Source organism: Desulfofundulus thermocisternus DSM 10259, from assembly GCF_000686645.1.
Classification (GTDB): domain Bacteria; phylum Bacillota; class Desulfotomaculia; order Desulfotomaculales; family Desulfovirgulaceae; genus Desulfofundulus; species Desulfofundulus australicus.
The window spans coordinates 17084-36819 of record NZ_JMLG01000016.1; the positions used below are offsets into that span (position 1 = coordinate 17084).

A 19736-nucleotide genomic window follows, 5' to 3' on the forward strand; every position below is an offset into this window, starting at 1 on the left:
CAAGAATAATATCAAATATCACCCACTGCAGGCAGCCCGAACAGCCGCCGGGCATTCTCCGTCGTCACCCGGGCCAGTTCCTCCAGGGACATATCTCTTATGGCGGCTATTTCTTCAGCCACGTAGCGAACATAGGCCGGCTCGTTACGCTTTCCCCTCCTGGCCTGGGGAGTGAGGTAAGGAGCGTCGGTTTCCACCAGCAGGCGCGACAGGTCCACCCGGGCGGCCACCTCCCTGGGCCGGCGGGCATTGGGATAGGTCACCGGCCCGGCAAAGGAAATGTACAGCCCCATGGCCATACATTCCCTGGCCATTTCCCAGCTGCCGGAAAAACAATGCATTACTCCCCCCGCCGGTCCAACACCGTCCCTGCGCAGAATTTCCAGGATGTCGCCGTGGGCTTCCCGGTCGTGAATGATTACCGGCAGATCCAGTTCCCGGGCCAGGGCCAGCTGCTCCCGGAAAACCCTCTGCTGCACGTCCCGCGGGCTCAGGTCCCGGTAATAGTCCAGGCCAATCTCCCCGATGGCCACCACTCCCTGCTGGCGGGCCATTTCCCGCAGCCGGTCGAGGTAATCCACCGGCAGGCCGGCAGCATCATGGGGATGAATACCCACGGCGGCAAATACACAGGGGTATTTTGCAACCAGGCCTGTAGAACGGGCGGAAGAAGGGAGATCATAACCGGCATTAATAATTTGTACCACTCCCTCCCTCCGGGCCCGATCCAGCACTTCTTCCCGGTCGTCTTCAAATTTGCTGTCATCCAGGTGGGCGTGGCTGTCAATAAGATGAAACATGCTCATCCCCTGTCCTGAAAAATGTTTACTGCCTGTCGTTTTATACATGGTTGCCTAATTATCCTTTTCCAGGGTCTTCAGGTCAATGCGCGGGAAGAGGGCTTCCCCCCGCTTCACCCTGATCCCCGCCGGCAGGCGACCCCAGCTCAGGGATTCCCAGGTATGGAGCTCCGGCCGGTCGGCAATGCCCAGCTGGGACCAGATCCGGCCGGGTGTACGGGGCATAAAGGCAGTGACCAGCACGCCGATAAAGCGCACGCTTTCCGCCAGGTTGTAGAGCACGGTATGCAAACGCTCCCGGCGGGCGGGATCCCGGTTTAAAACCCAGGGCTCCGTCTCATCGACGTACTTATTGGCCCTGTTGACCAGCTTCCAGATAGCGCCCAGGGCGCTGGATAGCTCCCGGCGGTCGATCAACTCTTCCACTGCTGCCGGTGTCTGTTCAGCTACCTCAACCAGATCCCTGTCCACTTCTTCTGCCGGGCCGGGTTGCGGCAGAACCCCCCGGGAGTACTTTTCAATCATCCCCAGGGTCCGGCTGACCAGGTTGCCCAGATCATTGGCCAGATCTGTATTAATGCGCTGGACCAGCGCCTCCTCGGAATAGTAAGCATCGGCACCGAAGGGCATTTCCCGGAGCAGGTAGTAGCGAATGGCATCTGACCCGTATTTATCAATTAAAATCAGGGGATCCACCACGTTACCCTTGGATTTGCTCATCTTCCCGCTCTCCAGCAGGAGCCAGCCGTGGCCCACCACCTGCCGGGGCAGCTCAATGCCCGCGGCCATGAGGATGATGGGCCAGATGATACTGTGGAAACGGACGATATCCTTCCCCACCAGGTGGACATCGGCCGGCCAGAATTTGCGGAACAGGCTGTCATCCTCGCTGCCGTAGCCGAGCGCCGAAATATAATTGGTAAGGGCATCCACCCAGACATAGATCACGTGTTTGGGATCGAAGGGTACCGGAATACCCCAATCGAAGGTGGTGCGGGAAACACATAAATCTTCCAGGCCGCTTTTGATAAAGCTGATCATTTCGTTGCGCCGGGAAACGGGCTGGATGAAATGGGGATTTTCCTCGATATACTGCAGCAGCCGGTCGGCATAACGGGAGAGGCGGAAGAAATAACTTTCCTCCTGTACCAGTTCCACCGGGCGGCCGCAGTCCGGGCAGTTGCCCTCCTCCAGCCGGCTTTCCGTCCAGAATGTTTCGCAGGGCGTGCAGTACCAGCCCTCATAAGTGGCCTTGTATATGTCACCCTGGTCGTAAAGCTTCTGAAAAACGGCCTGAACCACCCGCTTGTGCCTTTCCTCGGTGGTACGGATAAAATCGTTATAACTTATATCCAGCTGTTTCCATAAATGCTTAAAACCGGCCACAATCCCGTCCACATATTCCTGAGGAGACATTCCTCTGGCCCGGGCAGTACGTTCAATTTTCTGGCCGTGTTCGTCTGAACCGGTTAAAAACCAGACGTCATAACCGGTAAGGCGCTTGAACCGGGCCATGGTATCGGCGGCCACGGTGGTATAGGCATGGCCGATATGCAGGTTGTCGCTGGGATAATAAATGGGTGTGGTGATATAAAACGTCTTCCGCAAAAACAGATCCCTCCTGTATGCCGGATATTCAAATTTTATTGCAGGCTGAAACAAGCGCCGGTCCGGCCTGTGAGGCAAACGGAGCGCGCCCGTGCAAACGGCAATATTTCGCCCGGCCCGGAGCGCTGGCGGGAATCAGGGCACCATTGCCCGCCCCCGCTATAAAAAAACTCCGTCCTCTTCACCGGGACGGAGGTCTTTCCGTGGTACCACCCAGATTTACCCCGGCCTCACGGTCCGGGGCCTCGGCCAGTACGGCTGCAAAGGCACAAAAACCCTTGCCGCGATACTGCAAGCATGGATAACGGGTGCCTGAACCCGGCCCCACCTACTGACCCCTTTCCCAACCCTTCAGGGCGTTCAGCGGGCAGCTCCAGGGCCATGTTCAAACTGTCTTCCCCGGCAGGGCTTTCACCTTACCCCCGCTCTCTGTACGGGTACTGGCAGCTTTACTCTTCCCCTTCATCACCTTTTCCCGACAACTTGATTGTATTGAAATAGACCTTACTTGTCAAGTTTTCCCTGGAGATAAAAAATTTATACAAAAAAAACCAAAAACTATTGACTTTAACTGGGTATCTTGGTACCATTTACTTGTATAATAAAATAATTTCTTGTCGATTAATGCAATATATAAGGGGAGGGAAAGTCTTTGAAATCGACAGGTGTTGTCAGAAAGGTGGACGAGCTGGGAAGGGTGGTCATACCTATTGAGCTGCGGCGGACGCTGGGTATTGATGAAAAGGACGCCCTGGAAATCTACGTAGATAACGAAAAAATCATCCTCAAAAAATATGAACCGGGCTGCGTTTTCTGCGGCAACGCATCGGACGTGCAGCTCTACCGCGGTAAGCTCGTGTGCCGGAACTGCGCCATGGAGATGTTTGAAAACGCCAAGGCCATGTAGAATACGTAACATGTAAGGAATTATAAATACTTTATTCCTTATATTACCTGTGAAGGACCATGGCGGAGGGCCGGGAGGAATTTTATTCACCCACCGGCCCTTTTAAATTCTCTCCAGCGTTCCGGACCACCAGATTGTAAACTTCCCGCCTGGGCATTCCCCGCAGCCGGGCCACTTCCCGGATAGCTTCCTTCTTATCCATCCCCCGGGACTGGAGAAGGTAAACATGTTCCACCGGGGTAAGCTGCCGCCAGGGCTCGTCTTCTGCACCTGCTGTTTTTCCCTCCCCGGCGCCGGCTACCACCAGGGTAAACTCGCCCCGGGGAGAGTTAAGGCGAAAATATTCCACCGCCCGGGGCAGTGTTCCCCGCCATATTTCCTCAAATTTCTTGGTCAGTTCACGGGCCACAGCTATTTTTCTCTCCCCGAAAATTTCCGCCATATCGGACAGGCTTTCCACCAGGCGGTGGGGAGCTTCGTAAAAAATTATGGTTCGCTTTTCTCCCTTTAATTCCTGGAGCTTACGGCGGCGGGCACCGGCAGCCGCCGGAAGAAAGCCCTCAAAACAAAAGGATGAAGCAGGCAAACCGGATGCTACCAGGGCGGCAAGGGCTGCATTGGGACCGGGCAGGGGTACCACCGGAATGCCCTGGCTCACCACCAGGGCAACCAGTTCTTCCCCGGGATCGGAAATACCCGGCATACCGGCATCGGAAACCAGGGCAATTTTTTGCCCCCCGGCCAGCAGGTTTAAAAGGTGACGGGCCATTTGCCTGTGGTTATGTTCGCGGTAGCTGACCACCGGGGTGTGGATATCGTAATGGGCCAGGAGCTTCCTGGTCCGGCGGGTATCCTCCGCGGCAATCAGATCCACTTCCCGGAGCACCCGCAGGACACGCAGGGTAATATCCTCCAGGTTGCCGATGGGGGTGGCGCAGAGAAAGAGAGTTCCCTGCTGGCTCACCTTCCCCCCTCCCGCTCCCTGTCCCAAAACGCCTCACAAAACAGGCATTCCGTAGTCCGGATGCGGCCAAAGTGAACGTTGCAAATATGGAAACCCTGCTGGTAGAGGTCCCACAGGTTTTTCAGCCCTTCCCGGGCAGGAATGTTCTCGCTTGCCTGCCCGTAGGCCCTGGCCAACTCCTCCCGCAATTTATCATTTTCCTCCATCAGCAGGCGGATCTGCTTTTTCAGCTTCTGCATATCGTTCCCCAGCGTCTGGATCCTGGCTTCCATTTCCTTGATCATTGCGGTCAGAGCCTGCACACTGGTCACCCCTCGTCCTGGTGATTACCTCGTTAAAAGAATACTCCCTGTTGAGCCTGGTTTCCTTTAATTCCACCATTACGGTTTTACGAAAAATATTTACCGCCGTAACCCGGCCCTCTCCCTGGGGCGTCAGCACCCGGGCACCAATTTCGGGATGTTCATTCCGGGCCTCTTCATAAATTTCATTTTCATATTTTAAACAGCACATCAACCGGCCACAGATACCGGAAATCTTGGTGGGGTTCAGGGAAAGGTTCTGCTCCTTGGCCATACGTATGGAAACGGAGGCAAAATCGCATAACCAGGTACTGCAGCATAACTCCCGGCCACAGCAGCCCAGGCCCCCCATCATTTTGGCCTCATCCCGGACCCCGATTTGCCGCAGCTCAATGCGGGTACGGAAAACCGCAGCCAGATCCCTCACCAGTTCCCGGAAGTCAACCCGCCCCTCAGCGGTGAAATAGAAAATAATCTTGTTCCCATCAAAGGTCTGTTCCACATCAACAAGTTTCATGGGCAGGCCGTGAGCGGCAATCTTCTCCAGGCAAATATGGAAAGCCTTTTTTTCCTTCTGTTTGTTTGCGGCTATTTTTTCCAGATCTTCATCCGTAGCCCGGCGGATCACTTTTTTTAAAGGGGTGACCACCTCTTCATCCGGTACAATGGTAGGGCCGATTACCACCTGCCCGTTTTCTATACCCCGGGCTGTCTCCACGATAACCGTATCGCCGGGCTTGAGCTGGTGTTCACCCGGGTCAAAATAGTAGATTTTGCCCGCTCTTTTAAATCTAACCCCTACAACCCGGTAGGGCATGTCTTTCCCTCCATTCCAGCCTGCACAACCAGGCACCGCCGTTCATTAACCGGCGCCAGCCAGGCGCATAAATAGCATTTCCATTGCCAGCCTGGTATTAACATTTGCCAGAAGAGAATCCCTGGTCTTTTCAATTTCTTTAATTATCCTCAACAGGCGGCCGCGGCTATAAATGCGGGCTTCCCTGTCGATCAGAGGAAAAAGGTCCCGGTTGAAAAGCAGTTCCGGCGTCCCGGTTTCCTTACAGACCAGCAAATCCCGGTACCATAACAGGAAAAGTTCCAGGCAGGTCAAAGCGTCTTCCTTATCCCCGGCCACAGCAGCTGCCAGCTGTAAAGCCTCCGCCAGGGACGCCCGGTTTAAACCTGCCGCCAGATCCAGCATTTTCTGCCGCAGGCCAAAATAACCGCCTTCCGTACCGGCCAGCCGTACGGCCCGGCCGGGACAGCCCCCGGAGAGCCGGGAGAGCAGTTCCACTTCTTCATCGGGAGCATCCGTTACTCTCTTCAGGATCACGGACACCTGTTCGGGAAGCAGCGGCTGGAAAGTAAGAACCTGGCAGCGGGAAATAATTGTGGGCAGCAAAGCATGCGGACGGTCGGAAATTAAAATGAGCACCGTACCGGCGGGCGGCTCTTCCAGGGTCTTTAAAAGGCAGTTGGCCGCTTCCTGGGTCATCAGATCCGACTGTTCCACCACAAATACCTGCCGCTGCCCCTGGAAAGGAGAAAGGGTAATAAGGCGCAATACTTCCCGTACCTGTCCAATCTTGATGGACGCCCCCTCGGGGACAAGCCGGTGCAGGTCGGGGTGGTTCCGGGCGGCCACCTGCCGGCAATCCCGGCACCGGCCGCAGGCATCCCCCTGTTCGGGGTTCCGGCACAGCAGGGCAGCCCCAAAAGCCAGGGCCGTGGTGGTTTTACCCACACCTTCCGGTCCGGCAAATAAATAGGCATGGCTGGCCCGGTTTTGCTCCACTGCCCGGCGCAGGGCCCGAATTATCTCTTCATGTCCTGTCAGGTCCGCCAGTTTCATTTAAATTCTCTCCTCTACCGCCTTCAAGATCCGCCGGTGGAGTTCGCTGCAGTCCAGGCACCCGTCCAGCACCAGGTAGCGCCCGGGCTCCTGCCGGACAAGCTGCAGGTAGCCCCGGCGTACCCGGTCGAAAAAACCCGGTTCTTCCCTTTCTATGCGGTCCCTGCCCGCCAGCCGGGCCAGGGCCGCGGCCGGCGGCATGTCAAGCAGCACCGTCAGGTCCGCCGTCAACCCTCCCGTGGCCAGAGCGTTAATTTTTTTCAGCTCGCTTAAATCAAGATGGCGCCCGTAGCCCTGGTAGGCCAGGCTGGAATCCACATAACGATCGCTGATTACCACCCGGCCCCGGGCCAGAGCAGGCCGGATGATGCTGGCCACCAGCTCGGCCCGGGCACCGGCGTAAAACAGGGCTTCGGCCAGGGGGCTCAAGCCAGACAGTGCCGGGTCGAGTAAAAGGTTGCGCATTTTCTCCCCCAGCGGGGTACCCCCGGGTTCCCGGGTAAGTACCACCGGGTAACCCCGCCGGATCAGGGCTTCCGCCAGCAGCCGGGCCTGGGTTGTCTTCCCGGCACCATCAATACCTTCAAAAACGATGAAAAAGCCCTTCAACAAACCACCACCCGCAACCTGGCCAGCCCGGGATCTTCAGGGCCATGCACAGGAAACGATAGTTTTCTCACCCATTGCAAATAGTCCACCATTTCCGGACCAATCTCCTCCCCGGGGTAAAGCAGCGGTATGCCCGGCGGCGAAACGCTTACCAGTTCGGCACAAATGTGACCGGCACACTCTTTGAGGGGCAAAGAGCGGCTGGAAGCCAGCCAGGCCTCCCGGGGCGTAAGCCGGACCCGGGGAAGCGGCGGCCGCTCCGGATAAATTTCCGGGGCCCGCCTTCCCCGCTCCCGGCAGGCAATTTCCTGCAGGCCGCGGACAAGAAGGCGGCAGTCCCGGGGAGTGGTGCCTATGCCGATAACAACTACCAGGTTATAATAATCGGCCATTTCCACCTGCACCCGGTAATCCCGGGCCAGAATGCAGGCTGCCTGCAAACCCGTCAGGCCCAGGTCCCGCACACAAATTACCAGCCGGGTGGGATCCAGGCGGGAGGCCCCCGGACGGCCCAGGTGTTCTTCCCCCAGCACGGTTATGCCCGGTAAACGGGAGAGGGCCCGCCTGGTTTCCCGGGCCAGGTCCAGCGCCCTTTCCAGCATATCCCTGCCCCGCACGGCCAGCTGCCGGCGGGCTCCGTCCAGGGAAGCCAGGAGGAGATACGAAGGGCTGCTGCTCTGCAGGAGACTCAAGGCCCGGGCTGTTTTCCAGGCATCTATCCTCTTCCCTTTAAGATGCAGGAATGAAGACTGCGTTAGGGAACCGCCCATTTTATGCATGCTCTGCACGGTGGCATCCACACCGCAGAGCAGTGCTGCCGGCGGGAATTCCTCGTGAAAATGAAAATGTACCCCGTGAGCTTCGTCAGTTACCACAGGCCTGTCCAGCCCGTGGCCCAGTTCCACCAGCCGGGGCAGGTCAGCCGTAATTCCATAATATGTGGGATGGATCACCAGGAGCCCCCTGGCCTGCGGGTGTTCACGCAGGGCCCTGGCAACACTTGCGGGAGCAGGCCCGGCAGCTATACCAAACTCGTCCAGGATTACAGGTTCAAGAAAAACAGGCCTGGCCCCGGAAAATATCAGCCCTCCCAGCACGGACCTGTGGGCGTTGCGGGGAAGCAGAATCTCCTCCCCGGGGCTGCACAGGGCCAGCAACAGCGCCATTATGCCCACCGTGCTGCCGTTAATCAGGAAAAAAGTCTGCCCGGCACCGAAAAGTTCTGCCGCCAGGGCCTGGGCCCGGGCAATTACACCACCTGGCCGGTGCAGATCATCCAGGCCGGGCAACTCGGTGAGATCCAGCTGAAGGATCTCCTTATTTCCCTGCCATTCGGGGAAAATGGCCTGGCCCTGGCGGTGCGCGGGCACGTGCAGGTGAGCATAATTCCGGGCACAATGGGCATAAAGGGCTGCCAACAGGGGTGCATCCTGCTGGTTCATAAAAGTTTTCACCTGTTAATAAGTCAAATTTTTGGTTTGGCAGCTTTATTTTAACATAGCTGCCCTGCGTCATAAAGCATTGCCATTACTTTAATCTTATATCCGGGTAAGGTGGCGGTCAAAATAACTTTAAAGAAAAAAGAAAGGAGAGGCTTCCAGATGAGAGGTGAAGAAATTGATGTAAAAAGCCTTTCCCGTAAGTACAGGACCAACGTCTCCCGCCTGATCCGGGCCTGGAAAAAGGGCCTTTCGGACATGGAAATCGCCAGCACCACCGGTATTGATCCCGCCACCCTGAACAGAATCCGCAGCGATATTGAAATGGCCCACCGGCGCCTGCGCCTGGCCCGGAGAAAGGATTTAAGCCACCTGCTTTATCTCTAGAACCATTGCCTGCATTGCTTCATAGTCTTATAGTAGCTATCATTTCTTTTTAAATTTATGATGCCCGGGCATCGTAATAATTTTGCAACCAGCCCCGCCGTATGGCGGTGCTGTTAAGATAAAGGCCCTTTCCCCGCGGGGAAAGGGCCCTTGATTATCAGCCGGCTTTTTTCTCTTCTTTCTTTTTGCTGACGCTAATGGCACAATCAGGGCAAACTATCTGACAGATGCCGCAGGCAATGCACTCGTCATTGGGTTCCACCGAAGGAGTGCCGTATACCCCCAGGACATCTGACCAGGAGAGGCATTTTTTGGGGCATTTTTGCATACATAACCCGCAGCCCTTGCAAAGGCCGGGGAAAATTGTCCAGAAGCCTTTGGCAACTTCTATGGTCCGGGCTTTAAAGTGCTGTGTCATTTACTCACGCCCCCTTCCTAAATAAGTTGAGCCACAAGCTCCATACCCCGTTCCAGGGCCCGGAAATTCAATTCCCGCAACTTCGGGTTCTTTTCAAATTTATATCCCAGTTTTTTCTCAATGGCATTCCGGGCATCTTCCACGGAGATAACCCCTGTAGCCTTGATTACCGCACCCATAATGACAATGTTGAATACCCGGGGGTGCAGTTCCTTTTTGGAAACCTCAATGGCGGGAATGGGCAGGATTTTTTTAGCCTGGGTGGGCAGGGCATCCTCGATGCCCTCAATGCTGGAATCATATACAAACAGGGTTTGCGGCCCCACATACTGCCGGGTCCGGTGGACCGCCCGGTCGCTCAAAGCAATTACAATGTCCCCGGTTTGAAATTTGGGCGCCCCAATGGGTTCATCACCGATCTGCAGGTAGGCAATGGAAACGCCCCCGCGCTGCTCCACGCCAAAGTTGGGAATGTACAGGGCCTCGCGGCCTTCCTCATTGGCCGCCTCGGCGATGATCTCCGCCACCGATTGTACCCCCTGGCCGCCTTCCCCGGCCAGAAGGATCTTCACCGCTTTAGCCATTCGCTTCGCCCTCCTTCTGGCCGCCGGGTACTTTAATTTCTCCCACTTTGAAGTACTTGGGCATCTCTTCTTCCACCATCTTCCAGGTTTCTTCGGCGTTGGTGCGCCAGTTCGTCGGACAGGCGGAGAGGACCTCTACAAAGGAAAAACCATTACCGGCCATCTGGTTCTCCAGGGCCTTCTTCAGGTAATTTTTCAGCTGCCGCAGGTTGGCCACCGTACCCCGGGCCACATATGCCCCTTCGCGGGTAATGGCGGCGACCATCTCCGGACCCTGGGTGGGATAGCCGGTTTTTTCCGGATCCCGGCCATAGGGTGAAGTTTCTGTTTTCTGCCCGGGCAGCGTCGTCGGCGCCATCTGGCCTCCCGTCATACCGTACTGGGTATTGTTGACCAGGATTACCGTAATCTTTTCATTCCGGGCCGCAGCGTTTACCAGGTGCTGCGAACCGATGGCATAGCCGCCCCCATCGCCCATATAGGCAATTCCGATAAGGTTGGGATTGGCCCGCTTTAAACCGGTTATAACAGGTGTGGTCCGGCCGTGGTGGGTCTGGATGGTATCCACGTTAAAGAAATCCCAGGCCAGCAGGGAACAACCGATATCACAGCCAAAAACCGCACGATCCTGTATGCCCAGTTCATCAATGGCCTGTCCCAGCGCCTTCAATACCAGGCCGTGGCCGCAGCCGGGGCAAAATTTATGGGGTTTGGTATCTACACGCCAGCTCTTGGGCATGGCAGGTTGTACAGACATCCAAAAAAGCCTCCTTTCTCAATTCCTTTAACCGGTAATCTCCTTCACGCGGCTGACCACATCTTCAGCAGTGATACCCACACCGGGCTTGAAAAGCTCCAGCATTTCCACGGGGCATCCAAAGGCCGCTTCCTTCAGAAGCCGGGCCAGCTGTCCCTGGGCCGATTCCACTACCAGGAATTTCCCGACCTTTTCCGCAGTTTCCCGCAGGGCTTTCACCGGAAGGGGCCGCAGGGTGATGGGGCGGAAATAGCCAACCCTGACACCTTCTTCCCGCAGCTCTTTTACAGCAGCCTTACAGGCCCGGGATACCACACCGTGGGATACTACCACCAGCTCGGCATCCTCCAGACCAAAGGCTTCATGCTCGGCTACTTCGGGGGCAATTTTTTCATAGTCCTTGAAGTATCCTTCCAGCACCTCGTATAATTCTTCTTCCACGTTGTAGGTATTGCGCAGTTGCGTGGGAGGCCTGTCCACTCCGGGAACACCGGGTTTGCCTAAAAATGGCTCCGCCTGAACCAGTTCAATACCTCTAATGGCGGGGTCGTAAATGGTGAGGGACTCCCTCATTTTTGCCTGGTAGCCGTCACCCAGGACAAAAGTGGGGAAACGATATTTCCAGGCTGTGTTAAAGGCTTTGATGGTATAATCAAAAAGCTCCTGGTGATTGGCCGTGGAGTAAACAATGCGCAGGCCCTCGCCGTTACCTCCCAGCGTGGTCATGGTTACTTCTTGCTGGGAGTAAATTACGGTGGCTGTGGAAGGACCACCCCGTTGCTGGATTACCACTACGGTAGGCAGGCGCATGGCTTCAGCCATGGACATGGGTTCCTGCATCAGGGTGTTACCCGGCCCTGCCGTTGCCGTGAAAGCCTTCCGTCCCGCCAGTACCCCGCCGCAGGTGGTAAAGCCGGCGGAAAGTTCATCTTCCGTCTGCAGGAACTCCCGGCCGTACCTGGGTGCCAGGCGGGTCCAGTAGTGCATGATTTCGTTTTGAGGGGTAATCGGATAGCCGTACATAATATCAGCACCCGCTGCCAGCGCAGCCCAGGCTACCACCTCATTGCCGGTCATAAAGACCCGCTTTTCACCCTCAATTGGTTTGTCAGGCATAAAGACCTACACCTCCTGAAAATCTTATCCTGAAAATGTCCAGTGCGGTTTTCCTGAACATTCCTCTGGCCTTTATAAAATAAAAGTTACCACAGGGCATGGGGCATGAATCGCTTAATGGGCCAGACCGGGTGACCTGCCGCATCACGGGTGCCGATAACCCGGGCCAGTTCCTCCAGAACAGTAGTGGCTACCACCGGAACGCCCAGTTGCCTGGCGGCTTCGTCCACCATCCTGGCTCCATCCTGAACAAATTCCACGGTGGTTTCATCCCCCAGGTGGCTGTTGTTGATCAGCCCATCCACTCTGCCCAGGGACCGCACATATTCCACAATTTCCTGGACCGAGCCGGTCATGGGCCGGCCTACATTTACCACCGCAAAAATTTTTAAATCAGGATCGGTAGCTGCACCTTCCACCAGGTTCAGGGTTCTGGCTCCCTCTACGCCATAACCTATATCGAGAATTACATCCCCGGGAAACCTCAGGGCCCAGCGGTTGGCAGGATAAAAAATGCTCCCGGTTTCCCCCAAACCCATCATCTCCCTGGTTTCCCAGGCCACGACATTTATCCCCATTTCCGCCAGCTTTTTTTTAAGCGGCCGCAAAGTATAACATGGCTCTACAATATCCAGATCAACCAGGTTAACCCGCCGGCCGCGGGCAGCCAGCAATAAAGCCCGGTTAACCGCCACTTCGCTCTTCCCGCTGGCATATTCTCCAATATAGGCTTCTACTATCCGGCCGGAAATACACCTCACCCCCGTAAAAAATTGAAGTCAAAAATTTAAAAACTTATATTTACTTTCTAAAAAGACTATAAAGATCACAAGAATGAAAACCGGGACAGCGGGGGGTTACTGTCCCTGACTAACTTATGTTCAATTTAAGGTTTTTTTTATTACATTTGCCATTTCCCAATCCTTACTTAGTATATTGCAAAATGGATTCTACGTCAACACAAGTTAATAATTGCATAATTTTATATATCATAGCAAAAAATCACACAAAAAAGTAATGCAATAAAATTAACAGAAGCACACCGGGTACCTGAAGCAATCCAGCAGTGAGGAGAGTCACCGGGTTAATTGCGATTTTTAGACCCAACTGGCCCAAAAAGGTATTGAACAGTAACAACAAAATTCCCCCCACAAGAATACACAATACCAGCTTCAAGCTTAATTTAAAAAACCGGTACAAAACACCACCCATTAGAAATAACCCTAAAAGCCCCAGACATATTAAAAATATCAGCTTTAATTCCATTATCCCCACTCCTCCCGCCAGCAATCCTGTCCCACGGCATGTATATGGAGCGGGGTGGTAAAATATGCCTTATTTATGTTATTTCCCGGCGGCCCTCCAGGGCCATGGCCAGGGTCATCTCATCGGCATATTCCAGGTGGGCGCCCACGGGCAAACCGTGGGCAATACGCGTTACCTTTAAGCCCAGGGGTTTAATCAGCCGGGCCAGGTAAAGGGCGGTGGCATCCCCCTCTACATCCGGATTGGTGGCCAGAATTACCTCCCTGATCACTCCCTTATTCAGGCGGGCCAGGAGCTGCTTGATGGTAAGGTCTTCCGGGCCCACCCCCGCCAGGGGGGAAATAGCCCCCCTTAGAACGTGATAAAGACCCCGGTAACCCCGGGTTTTTTCCATGGCCACCACATCCCGCGGTTCCTGAACCACACAGACCAGCGTGGGATCCCGTTCCGGGTCGGAACAAATCTGGCAGATTTCCCGGTCAGTGAGATTGGCACAAATTGAACAGTAACGCACACTGTCACGGGCAGAAACCAGGGCCCTGGCCAGGTTATGGGCTACTTCCGGCGGGGCGTTCAAAAGATAAAAGGCCAGGCGCTGGGCCGTTTTGGGCCCGATACCGGGAAGCCTGGCGAGTTCTTCAATCAGACGGTTTACGGGGCCGGAAAGGTACCTCACCGTTTTCACCCCTAAAAGAGGCCGGGCAGGTTTAACCCACCGGTCAGCTTGCCCATCTCCCTGGTCACCATTTCCCGGGACTGGTTGAGCGCGCTGTTAACGGCTGTCAGGACCAGTTCCGTCAACATCTCCACATCTTCCGGGTCCACTGCTTCCGGCTTTATTTCCAGGGCCACCAGCTCCTGCTTGCCATTTACCACGGCCCTGACAACCCCTCCCCCGGCCGTGGCTTCCACGGTCCGGTTGCCCAGCTCCTCCTGCAGGCGCATCATTTCCGCCTGCATCTTCTGAACCTGCTTGAGCATTTTGTTCATATTGCCCATCATAATTTGCTCTCTCCTTTACATTACATTTTTCGCAATTCAACCGGCCTGCTTACTTTTCGTCTATTTCCTCTCCCCCGAACAGCTGGATGGCTGCCGCCGCATCAAGCCGTTCCTCTACCTCCAGCACCTGCTTCTTCTCCGGTGAAGCCTTGCCGTACACTATATTCACCCGCCAGGTCCCCGGGAACAGAGCAGACAGAACCTCTTCCAGCACCCGGCGGTTTGCCGTTGCCTCCAGCAACTCCTTAAACATGTCGTCGGGTTCAAAGGCTACAGTCAGGCAGTTTTCCTCGAGCTGTTCCGGCCAGCCATGGGAAAGGTAATTGTATACAGGAACACTTTTGCTGCGCACCAGGTCGAGGAATTGCGGCCAGCACTGCCTGACCCTGTCCAGGGAAACTCCCTCGCCGTCGTTTCCGGATGCAGGTTTTCCCGGGGGATTTTCTTTTACTTCCCGCACCCTGTCCCTTTCTACCGCGGCATCCTTTTCACCGGCCCGTGAACGCACGGCGTTTTTATCCATTATTTCCCCCCGGAGCTGGATCTTTTCCTTCTTTTCTTTTTTTCCTGCCGGGTTCTGCAGCCCACCAGCCTCCAGCTGTTCCAGCCGGGATTCCAGCTGTTCCAGCCTCAAGGCTAAAGCGCTCAGGGAATCAGCCCCGCCGGGGCGGGTGGCTTCCACCAGGGCCACCTCCAGCAGGATACGGGGCTGGCTGGCCCACTTCATTTCCTGTTCCACCCGGGTGAGCAACTGGAGGATATACAGCAAATGTTCCCGGCTGAATTCATTGCTCCGTTCAAGCAAGCGTTCCTTTTCTCCGGGTAGCAACGCCAGTTCCCGGTGGGGTGAAATCTGGACCAGCATGAGACGGCGCAGGTACGCTGCCAGCTCCTGGACAAAAAGGCGCAGGTCCTTTCCTTCCGCCGCCACTTCCGCTACCAGGTGCAACAGGCGGTCCGCCCGGCCGGCTGCCAGCGCGCGGGCAGCCTCATCCAGCAGATCGTCCCGGACGGTGCCCATGATCCGGTGGACATTTTCTGCCGTAACAACCATATTACCATAAGCTGCTGCCTGATCCAGGATGCCCAGGGCGTCCCGCAGGCTGCCGCCGGCAGCCCGGGCAATCAGATATAAGGCTTCTTCTTCCACCTGAAAACCTGACCCGTCAGCCACCTTCCGGAGGCGGGCCAGCATATCTTCAAGGGCAATGGGACGGAAGTCAAAGCGCTGGCAGCGGGAAAGAATGGTCAGAGGAACCTTATGCGGTTCAGTGGTGGCCAGCACAAAAACCACATGGGCAGGTGGCTCTTCCAAAGTTTTCAGGAGAGCATTAAAAGCTTCACTGGTGAGCATATGCACTTCGTCAATAATATAAACCCGGTAACCGGATTGGACAGGTGAGTATCTTACTTTTTCCCGCAGGTCCCGGATCTCGTCTATCCCCCGGTGGGAGGCAGCATCTATCTCCACCACGTCCATGGAAATGCCCGCGCTGATCTCCCGGCACACCGCACACTCATTGCAGGGTTCGGGACCCTGGCGGGCAGGACAATTCAATGCTCTGGCCAGGATTTTAGCCGTGGTTGTTTTGCCCGTACCCCGGGGACCGCAGAAGAGGTAGGCATGGGCAACTCTCCCGGAAAGCAGGGCATTTTGCAGCGTTGTGGTGACGTGTTTTTGCCCAACAACTTCCTCAAAGCGGCCGGGGCGCCACCTGCGGTACAGGGCCTGGTATGACATGGCATCTCAACTCCGCGGATTTGTTGGTGCACCATTATTTAAACTGCAGGATAATTTGCTTTACTCCAGATGCCTTAGCACAAATTCGTCACCGGTGAGTAATTTCCTCTTTAAATTTCCCGGCAACAAAAAATAAAGAACTGCCTTTAAAGCAGTTCGTAACGAAACTTTATTGGCCGTGCACCTGCCGTTGAATGATGACTTCCGGGCGTTACCCCTGCAGGTAGCTCGGGTCAGGCACCCTTGCGGCACCCGGAGGTGCTTCCTTAGTGCTGCTTCCGCCAGGACCTGACACGGTTCAGAAGTCTCCGTCGCGCAAGACCCAACCGTCGTCACCCCTTACAGGGGCCAGACCCCACAAGTCACACCCGCGGGCAGGAATTCGACCCCGCTACAGCGGCTTGCGGGTTCAGGGCACCGCTACCTCCCCGTCTAGCACGGCCAATGCCTCCACCGGTCGCAGGCCACTCAGGTCAAGTCCTGGACCGCATGTTACAATGGCGGAGAGAGTGGGATTCGAACCCACGAGACAGGCTTTGCACCCGTCTACTCGCTCTCCAGGCGAGCGCCTTCAACCACTCAGCCATCTCTCCACACCATGGCCGTGGCCTACAATAACCGGTATATTGTTTCTCCCAGGAAATATTATAACCATCTTGCTTCAAAAACTCAAGAGGGAGGTATACGGTAAATGCCCACAAGGAAGCATTTACTTTTCTCCCCCTTAAATATTTTATAAAGGCAGGCGGCATTTGGCAAGCACCATCGGGATGCAAAAAACCCGGGCATTATGCCCGGATCAGACTGCCGATAAAGTGCCACCAGGGTGTGCCCTGGTTTTAGTCGTCGCTCCCGGTCGTATCGCTGGCCGGGCCGAAAGGCCCCGGCTCCGGTCTTCGGCGGGTACCGGCCACATTCACACCTCCTGTGTTCAGGTGGCCTCCGCGGACATCCGGTCCGCGGCCCCGCCTCATCCCGTCACCGTGGCCTGGCCCGGCAGCGCTCACTCCAGGTCGCTCCTCCTTTAAAACCAGGGCCCATAGGGAGTTTGTTAACACTCTACCCCACCCGGGCATTATACCCGGGGTTATCAGTTTAAGCACCCCTATTTATCTCTGTCTACCAGCAGGACTCCCCCCACGCCCACGTTTTCACGTTCCGTTTCCTGAATAAGAATTGTAAACGCCTGGGTGGGGATATTCATGATTTTGCTGGCCGCCTCGGTAAAAGACTTAACCAGTTCCGCTTTCTGCTCCTTGTTCATCTTCGGGCCGTGAACCATTATTACGGGCATCCTGACACCCCCTTTACAGGACTTTTCACCGGCAGCGCCTTTTTTGCGTAAGGCGCTTCACCCACATCAGACCGCTTTCAGGCTTTCCGTCCGGATGAGATCCAGTAAATATTTTTTCAGGTGCCAGAATTCGGGATCATCTTTCATCTCGTAAGTACGGGGCCGGGGCAGGGGAATCTGCACCGTTTCTTTAATCTGCCCGGGGCGTGCAGTCATTATGTGCACCGTATCGCTCAAAAAAACCGCTTCTTCCACATCATGGGTTACAAACAGAATGGTCTTCCGGGATTCCTCCCACACTTTCAGCAGGATCTCCTGCATGATTAACCTGGTCTGGGCATCCAGGGCGCCAAAGGGCTCGTCCATAAGCAATATCTCGGGATCGTTGGCCAGGGCGCGGGCGATAGCCACCCGCTGTTTCATCCCCCCGGAAAGGCTTACCGGGTAAGCTTCTTCAAACCCCTTCAACCCGATCAGTTCAGTGTAATGCTCGGAAATGGCATGACGATCTGCCGCCGGTACACCACGCAACTCCAGGCCGAATTCGATGTTGCGCCGCACCGTCAACCAGGGGAAAAGGGTATAGGATTGAAAAACCATCCCCCGGTCCGGCCCGGCTCCCTTAATTTCCCGGCCGTCCAGCAGCACCTTCCCGGCAGTGGGCTCGGTTAACCCGGCTACAATTCGCAGGATGGTGGATTTACCGCACCCCGATGGACCGAGAATGGTCACAAATTCCCCTTCCCGCACATCAAAGCTGGTGGCCTTAAGGGCCTCCACACTGCTGCGGCCGCCGTTAAAGGTTTTGGATACTCCCTGAATACTTAACTTCACGTTTTTAGGCAACACTTCTACGTCCCCCGCCGCTGGTAGGCAAACAAAGTATTGTAGATAAACTTAAAGATTAAGTCGGTAATCATGCCCAGGAGGCCGATGGTCAGGATGCAGACAAATATCTTTCCCGTGTGGCCAAACCTGGCCGCATGCATAATGGCATACCCCAGGCCGGAACTTGCCCCCACAATCTCAGCCACCACCAGGTAGGTCCAGGCCCAGCCGAAGGTAATGCGCAGGGTATCTACAATTCCCGGCAGGGAAGCGGGAATAATTACCCGGCTGAAAACGGAAAGCCCCCTGGCCCCCAGGGTATAGCTCACTTCAATGAGCTCAAGGGGCACGTTTTTGGTCACATCCATGATCATGAGCACCTGCTGAAAAAAGGTCCCCCAGAAAATAACCATGATCTTTTCCGGCTCACCAAGGCCCAACCACAGGATAAACAGGGGGATAAAAGCCGAAGCAGGCATATAGCGGATAAAGCCAAACATGGGCTCAAAAAATCCCAGGGCCCACTTCCAGGTGCCCATGAGCATACCCAGGGGAACCGCAATCACGGCTGAGAGCAGGAAGCCGGAGGTAACGCGAAAGGTGCTGACCAGGGCATGTTCAAAGAGTGAGCCATCCCGGATCATCTCTACCGCCGTCCGGGCCACTTCACCGGGGGTCGGCAGTAAAGATGCCGGCACCAGTTGCCCGTAGGCCAGCAGGGACCAGATAGCAAACAGAAGGGCAAAATGTGCGGCCCCCAGGGTGCCGTATAAAGATTTGTTAATTTCCTGCCGCAATAACATTGTCCAACCTCGTTATACTGGCGCAAAAAGGCGCCGGATATTAAGCTGATCAGTTATTTAGTAACATTTTTTAAGTAGCTGCCATCAATCATTTTATTGACATCGGGCTTGTTGTTGATCACCTTCTTATCATAATAGAAGTCCACTGCTTTCTGCAAGGTATTCTGGATTCCGCCATCGAAAAACTTGAGGTTATCCTCCAGGCTGTACAGGCGGATGCCATCCATAAAAGTCTCCGGGTCCATATCCATCGCCCTGGCCATGATTTCTACGGCTTCTTTCTGGTTCTGGGCAAAGAATTCCATAGCCTTGGCCAGGCCATTCACCAGGGCCTGCATCTCCCGGGGGTGGCTTTCGGCAAAATCCCTGCGGAATGCTACCGCGTCAACAATCAAACCCGGCGTTTCCCTGGAGGTTATGATCAGATTGCCCTTGCCATCTTCAATTCCCCTGGACAGCCAGGGTTCCCAGGTCACCGCCGCATCCACTTTCCCGGCAACGAAGGCCTGCCCGGCATCCCCGGCACTGCCGGACTGCACCATTACAATGTCGTCCTCGCTCAAGCCGGCTTTTTCCAGGCAGTTCAGCAGGAAGAAGTGACTGGTGGTACCCACATCCAGGGCCACGGTTTTACCTTTCAGGTCGGCCACCGACTTTATATCCTTCCTGGCCACTATACCGTCGCCGCCATAGGAGTCGTCCAGTGCCCAGACAATTGTCAGCGGTACTCCTTCCGCTTCCAGGGTGGACTCAATATCCAGGGTGGTCGCAACTCCATCCACCTTGTTGCCCTTCAGGGCTGCCTTTCGCTCGGCCAGGCCCTGAATAACGGAAATCTCCACCTCCAGACCTTCCTCCTTGAAAAAGCCCTTGTCACGGGCTAAAAACAACGGGCCGTACCCCGGCCAGGTAGGCAGGGTCAGGCGTACTTTCTCCAGCTTTTGCTCCTGACCGGTACCCGCCTGTTGTTGACCGGTTTCCTGTCCCCCACAGCCGGCTGCAATGAGGGTCAGAATAAGGATCAGGGATAAAACCGCCAGCTTGCCCAGTTTGTTCACC

At 55.5% G+C, this 19736-nt stretch carries 23 protein-coding genes, 1 tRNA gene, 1 other RNA gene and 1 other annotated feature; of the genes, 2 read left to right on the forward strand and 23 right to left on the reverse strand.

Annotation, left to right across the window (positions count from 1 at the left end; all coding sequences use genetic code 11):
* Nucleotides 1-11: 11 nt before the first annotated feature.
* Nucleotides 12-800, reverse strand: coding sequence for a TatD family hydrolase (locus tag BR83_RS0110970; protein WP_027357122.1), 789 nt, complete (start codon nt 798-800; stop codon nt 12-14).
* Between the two features lie 54 nt (nt 801-854).
* Nucleotides 855-2408 (reverse strand): methionine--tRNA ligase, encoded by a 1554-nt coding sequence (gene metG / locus BR83_RS0110975; protein WP_027357123.1) that lies wholly within the window; start codon nt 2406-2408, stop codon nt 855-857.
* A gap of 182 nt (nt 2409-2590) precedes the next feature.
* Nucleotides 2591-2883 (reverse strand) — a binding site (T-box leader).
* Nucleotides 2884-3060: 177 nt separating this feature from the next.
* Here metG and BR83_RS0110985 point away from each other — a divergent pair.
* A complete protein-coding gene (locus BR83_RS0110985; protein WP_027357124.1) occupies nt 3061-3315 on the forward strand; it encodes an AbrB/MazE/SpoVT family DNA-binding domain-containing protein in 255 nt (84 codons plus the stop codon).
* 82 nt (nt 3316-3397) lie between these two features.
* Here BR83_RS0110985 and rsmI read toward each other — a convergent pair whose 3' ends face one another.
* From rsmI to BR83_RS0111015, 6 genes are read right to left on the reverse strand one after another with little or no spacing between them, the layout of a single operon-like run.
* Nucleotides 3398-4279 carry a 16S rRNA (cytidine(1402)-2'-O)-methyltransferase gene (rsmI, locus tag BR83_RS0110990; RefSeq protein WP_027357125.1) on the reverse strand — a complete coding sequence of 294 codons (882 nt, stop codon included), beginning with the start codon at nt 4277-4279 and terminating at the stop codon, nt 3398-3400.
* Entirely contained in the window at nt 4276-4563 is a 288-nt protein-coding gene (locus BR83_RS15760) for an initiation control protein YabA (RefSeq protein ID WP_083543152.1), read from the reverse strand. The genes rsmI and BR83_RS15760 overlap by 4 nt, the downstream gene beginning before the upstream one ends.
* Nucleotides 4472-5398, reverse strand: coding sequence for a PSP1 domain-containing protein (locus tag BR83_RS0111000; protein ID WP_027357126.1), 927 nt, complete (start codon nt 5396-5398; stop codon nt 4472-4474). Before BR83_RS0111000 ends, BR83_RS15760 begins: the two co-directional genes overlap by 92 nt.
* A gap of 45 nt (nt 5399-5443) precedes the next feature.
* Nucleotides 5444-6433, reverse strand: coding sequence for a DNA polymerase III subunit delta' (gene holB / locus BR83_RS0111005; RefSeq protein WP_027357127.1), 990 nt, complete (start codon nt 6431-6433; stop codon nt 5444-5446).
* Complete coding sequence (gene tmk, locus BR83_RS0111010; RefSeq protein WP_027357128.1) at nt 6434-7042, reverse strand: dTMP kinase; 609 nt, start codon at nt 7040-7042, stop codon at nt 6434-6436. It lies immediately after the preceding gene.
* The gene (locus tag BR83_RS0111015) at nt 7039-8484 is read right to left on the reverse strand and encodes an aminotransferase class I/II-fold pyridoxal phosphate-dependent enzyme (RefSeq protein WP_027357129.1); all 1446 of its coding nucleotides are present in this window, start codon (nt 8482-8484) and stop codon (nt 7039-7041) included. Before BR83_RS0111015 ends, tmk begins: the two co-directional genes overlap by 4 nt.
* Nucleotides 8485-8643: 159 nt before the next feature.
* Between BR83_RS0111015 and BR83_RS15765 the strand changes: the two genes are divergently transcribed.
* Nucleotides 8644-8868 carry a hypothetical protein gene (locus tag BR83_RS15765; protein WP_034635234.1) on the forward strand — a complete coding sequence of 75 codons (225 nt, stop codon included), beginning with the start codon at nt 8644-8646 and terminating at the stop codon, nt 8866-8868.
* Nucleotides 8869-9025: 157 nt separating this feature from the next.
* Here the strand turns inward: BR83_RS15765 and BR83_RS0111025 are convergent, their stop codons facing one another.
* The 15 genes from BR83_RS0111025 to BR83_RS0111095 all read right to left on the reverse strand — a co-directional run bounded on the left by BR83_RS0111025 (nt 9026) and on the right by BR83_RS0111095 (nt 19735).
* Nucleotides 9026-9286, reverse strand: a complete 261-nt coding sequence (locus BR83_RS0111025) for a 4Fe-4S binding protein (protein WP_027357130.1) — start codon at nt 9284-9286, stop codon at nt 9026-9028.
* A gap of 17 nt (nt 9287-9303) precedes the next feature.
* Complete coding sequence (locus tag BR83_RS0111030) at nt 9304-9870, reverse strand: 2-oxoacid:acceptor oxidoreductase family protein (protein WP_027357131.1); 567 nt, start codon at nt 9868-9870, stop codon at nt 9304-9306.
* Nucleotides 9863-10627: a thiamine pyrophosphate-dependent enzyme gene (locus tag BR83_RS0111035; RefSeq protein ID WP_027357132.1), complete on the reverse strand. Its 765-nt coding sequence runs from the start codon at nt 10625-10627 to the stop codon at nt 9863-9865. The genes BR83_RS0111030 and BR83_RS0111035 overlap by 8 nt, the downstream gene beginning before the upstream one ends.
* Nucleotides 10628-10654: 27 nt before the next feature.
* Nucleotides 10655-11743, reverse strand: coding sequence for a transketolase C-terminal domain-containing protein (locus BR83_RS0111040; protein ID WP_027357133.1), 1089 nt, complete (start codon nt 11741-11743; stop codon nt 10655-10657).
* 86 nt (nt 11744-11829) lie between these two features.
* On the reverse strand, nt 11830-12504 hold the full coding sequence (locus BR83_RS0111045) for an ATP synthase (protein ID WP_027357134.1): 675 nt from the start codon (nt 12502-12504) through the stop codon (nt 11830-11832).
* A 241-nt stretch (nt 12505-12745) separates the two neighbouring features.
* On the reverse strand, nt 12746-13009 hold the full coding sequence (locus tag BR83_RS0111050) for a pro-sigmaK processing inhibitor BofA family protein (protein ID WP_027357135.1): 264 nt from the start codon (nt 13007-13009) through the stop codon (nt 12746-12748).
* 73 nt (nt 13010-13082) lie between these two features.
* Nucleotides 13083-13685: a recombination mediator RecR gene (gene recR, locus BR83_RS0111055; protein WP_027357136.1), complete on the reverse strand. Its 603-nt coding sequence runs from the start codon at nt 13683-13685 to the stop codon at nt 13083-13085.
* An 11-nt stretch (nt 13686-13696) separates the two neighbouring features.
* Nucleotides 13697-14011 carry a YbaB/EbfC family nucleoid-associated protein gene (locus tag BR83_RS0111060; protein WP_207545634.1) on the reverse strand — a complete coding sequence of 105 codons (315 nt, stop codon included), beginning with the start codon at nt 14009-14011 and terminating at the stop codon, nt 13697-13699.
* A gap of 49 nt (nt 14012-14060) precedes the next feature.
* Nucleotides 14061-15752, reverse strand: a complete 1692-nt coding sequence (dnaX, locus tag BR83_RS0111065; RefSeq protein ID WP_027357138.1) for a DNA polymerase III subunit gamma/tau — start codon at nt 15750-15752, stop codon at nt 14061-14063.
* A gap of 176 nt (nt 15753-15928) precedes the next feature.
* Nucleotides 15929-16193: signal recognition particle sRNA large type (ffs, locus tag BR83_RS16755), an RNA gene on the reverse strand.
* A 57-nt stretch (nt 16194-16250) separates the two neighbouring features.
* Nucleotides 16251-16345: transfer RNA gene (locus tag BR83_RS0111070), tRNA-Ser, on the reverse strand.
* 512 nt (nt 16346-16857) lie between these two features.
* The gene (dmpI, locus tag BR83_RS0111080; protein ID WP_027357139.1) at nt 16858-17046 is read right to left on the reverse strand and encodes a 4-oxalocrotonate tautomerase DmpI; all 189 of its coding nucleotides are present in this window, start codon (nt 17044-17046) and stop codon (nt 16858-16860) included.
* A gap of 66 nt (nt 17047-17112) precedes the next feature.
* Entirely contained in the window at nt 17113-17895 is a 783-nt protein-coding gene (locus BR83_RS0111085; RefSeq protein ID WP_027357140.1) for an ABC transporter ATP-binding protein, read from the reverse strand.
* A 2-nt stretch (nt 17896-17897) separates the two neighbouring features.
* A complete protein-coding gene (locus BR83_RS0111090; RefSeq protein ID WP_027357141.1) occupies nt 17898-18677 on the reverse strand; it encodes an ABC transporter permease in 780 nt (259 codons plus the stop codon).
* A 53-nt stretch (nt 18678-18730) separates the two neighbouring features.
* Entirely contained in the window at nt 18731-19735 is a 1005-nt protein-coding gene (locus BR83_RS0111095) for an ABC transporter substrate-binding protein (protein WP_207640198.1), read from the reverse strand.
* Between the last annotated feature and the right edge of the window lies 1 nt (nt 19736).

Bases quoted from the DNA above. Each gene is read 5' to 3' on its own strand.
- BR83_RS0110970 (WP_027357122.1), bottom strand. From the start codon at position 800: ATGTTTCATCTTATTGACAGCCACGCCCACCTGGATGACAGCAAATTT.
- BR83_RS15760 (WP_083543152.1), bottom strand. From the start codon at position 4,563: ATGATCAAGGAAATGGAAGCCAGGATCCAGACGCTGGGGAACGATATG.
- BR83_RS0111000 (WP_027357126.1), bottom strand. From the start codon at position 5,398: ATGCCCTACCGGGTTGTAGGGGTTAGATTTAAAAGAGCGGGCAAAATC.
- holB (WP_027357127.1), bottom strand. From the start codon at position 6,433: ATGAAACTGGCGGACCTGACAGGACATGAAGAGATAATTCGGGCCCTG.
- BR83_RS0111015 (WP_027357129.1), bottom strand. From the start codon at position 8,484: ATGAACCAGCAGGATGCACCCCTGTTGGCAGCCCTTTATGCCCATTGT.
- BR83_RS15765 (WP_034635234.1), top strand. From the start codon at position 8,644: ATGAGAGGTGAAGAAATTGATGTAAAAAGCCTTTCCCGTAAGTACAGG.
- BR83_RS0111025 (WP_027357130.1), bottom strand. From the start codon at position 9,286: ATGACACAGCACTTTAAAGCCCGGACCATAGAAGTTGCCAAAGGCTTC.
- BR83_RS0111030 (WP_027357131.1), bottom strand. From the start codon at position 9,870: ATGGCTAAAGCGGTGAAGATCCTTCTGGCCGGGGAAGGCGGCCAGGGG.
- BR83_RS0111035 (WP_027357132.1), bottom strand. From the start codon at position 10,627: ATGTCTGTACAACCTGCCATGCCCAAGAGCTGGCGTGTAGATACCAAA.
- BR83_RS0111040 (WP_027357133.1), bottom strand. From the start codon at position 11,743: ATGCCTGACAAACCAATTGAGGGTGAAAAGCGGGTCTTTATGACCGGC.
- BR83_RS0111050 (WP_027357135.1), bottom strand. From the start codon at position 13,009: ATGGAATTAAAGCTGATATTTTTAATATGTCTGGGGCTTTTAGGGTTA.
- BR83_RS0111060 (WP_207545634.1), bottom strand. From the start codon at position 14,011: ATGATGGGCAATATGAACAAAATGCTCAAGCAGGTTCAGAAGATGCAG.
- dnaX (WP_027357138.1), bottom strand. From the start codon at position 15,752: ATGTCATACCAGGCCCTGTACCGCAGGTGGCGCCCCGGCCGCTTTGAG.
- dmpI (WP_027357139.1), bottom strand. From the start codon at position 17,046: ATGCCCGTAATAATGGTTCACGGCCCGAAGATGAACAAGGAGCAGAAA.
- BR83_RS0111090 (WP_027357141.1), bottom strand. From the start codon at position 18,677: ATGTTATTGCGGCAGGAAATTAACAAATCTTTATACGGCACCCTGGGG.